Annotated in this window: 1 protein-coding gene; it reads left to right on the forward strand. The window is 67.0% G+C overall.

The window, feature by feature from the left end:
* The coding region (locus ESZ60_RS20540; protein WP_483414166.1) for an error-prone DNA polymerase family protein at positions 1 to 1767 on the forward strand (1767 nt) is incomplete at both ends.

A 1767-nucleotide genomic window follows, 5' to 3' on the forward strand; every position in this document is an offset into this window, starting at 1 on the left:
GCCTTCTCGGCCTTGAAGGAATTGCAGCGGCTGCGCGATGAGGCGGGGCAGGGGGCGCAGGTGCCTCTGCCCCGGCTGATCCCCGGTGCCCGTCTGGTGCTGAGTGACAGCCGCGTTGAATGGCTTGCCTTGCCCAGCGATCTGGCCGCCTGGTCGCGGCTGACCCGGCTTCTGTCTTTGGGCAAGCGGCGGGCCGGGAAAGGCAGCTGCCACATCGGTCTGGCTGATCTGGAAGAATGGGGCAGGGGGATGATCCTGATCGCCCTGCCGCCCGATCCGCTGGAGGGGGACGATTTCATGCCGGATCTGCGGCGGATCGCCAGCCGCTTCGCGGGCCAATGCCATCTCGGTGCCGCCCCCGTCTATGACGGTCAGGATCAGGAGCGGCTGGACCGGCTGGCCGGGATCTCGCAGGCCACCGGCCTGACCCTGATCGCGGTCGGCGATGTGCTGATGCACCGCTCACACCGCCGGCCTCTGGCGGATGTGCTGACCTGCATCCGCGAGGGCTGCACCATCGACGCGATCGGCGATCGCCGCCTGGCCAATGGCGAGAACCGCCTCAAATCCGGTGCCGAACTCGCCCGGATCTTCCACCGCTACCCGGCGGCCTTGCGCCGCACGGTCGAGATCGCGGATCGCTGCGCCTTCCGCCTCGATCAGCTGCGCTATCAATATCCCGACGAGGCGCAGGACGGCGAACCGGCGCAGACGCGGCTCGAACGCCTCGCCCGCGAGGGGCTGATCTGGCGCTATCCGGACGGCCCGCCGCCGAAGATCGTCTCGCGCGTCGAGAAGGAGCTACGTCTTATCGCCGAGGTCGCATATGCGCCCTATTTCCTGACGGTCCATGACATCGTCAGCTTCGCGCGCGCACAGGGCATCCTCTGTCAGGGTCGCGGTTCGGCGGCCAATTCCGTCGTCTGCTACCTCCTGGGCATCACCGAAGTGCCGCCGGAATCCATCACCCTGATCTTCGAGCGATTCATCTCGAAGGAACGCGGCGAGCCGCCGGATATCGATGTCGATTTCGAACATGAACGCCGCGAGGAAGTCATCCAGTGGATCTATGAGCGCTATACCCGTGAGCGTGCCGGGCTGACGGCGGTGGTGATCCATTTCCGCGCCCGCGCCGCCATCCGCGAGGTCGGCAAGGTCATGGGCCTCAGTCAGGACGTGATCGCCCGGCTCTCGGGGCAGATCTGGGGCTGGTCCTCGGCCGCGCCGAGCGAGGAGCGGCTGCGCGACGCGGGGCTGCATCCCGAGGACCGGCGCGTCGCCTTGGCGGTGCGGCTGATCGGCGAGATCATCGGCTTTCCGCGCCATCTCAGCCAGCATGTCGGCGGTTTCGTCATTACTCAGGGCCGGCTCGACGAGCTTTGCCCGATCGAGAATGCCGCCATGGAGGACCGCACCGTCATCGAATGGGACAAGGACGATATCGACGCGCTCGGGCTCTTGAAGGTCGACATCCTCGCGCTCGGCATGCTGACCGCGATCCGCAAGGCCTTCGGGTTGCTCGAAGAGCACCGGCGCGAGCGCTGGACCCTCGCGAATATCCCGCCCAAGGACGCGCGGGTCTATGACATGCTCTGCCGCGCCGATGCGATCGGGGTGTTTCAGGTCGAAAGCCGGGCGCAGCTGAATTTCCTGCCTCGGATGCGGCCGCGCAACTTCTACGATCTGGTCTGCGAGGTCGCCATCGTCCGCCCCGGCCCGATCCAGGGCGGCATGGTGCACCCCTACCTCAACCGCCGCCAGGGCAAG

Origin of the sequence: Paracoccus ravus (genome assembly GCF_004522175.1) — a bacterium.
Classification (GTDB): Bacteria; Pseudomonadota; Alphaproteobacteria; order Rhodobacterales; family Rhodobacteraceae; genus Paracoccus; species Paracoccus ravus.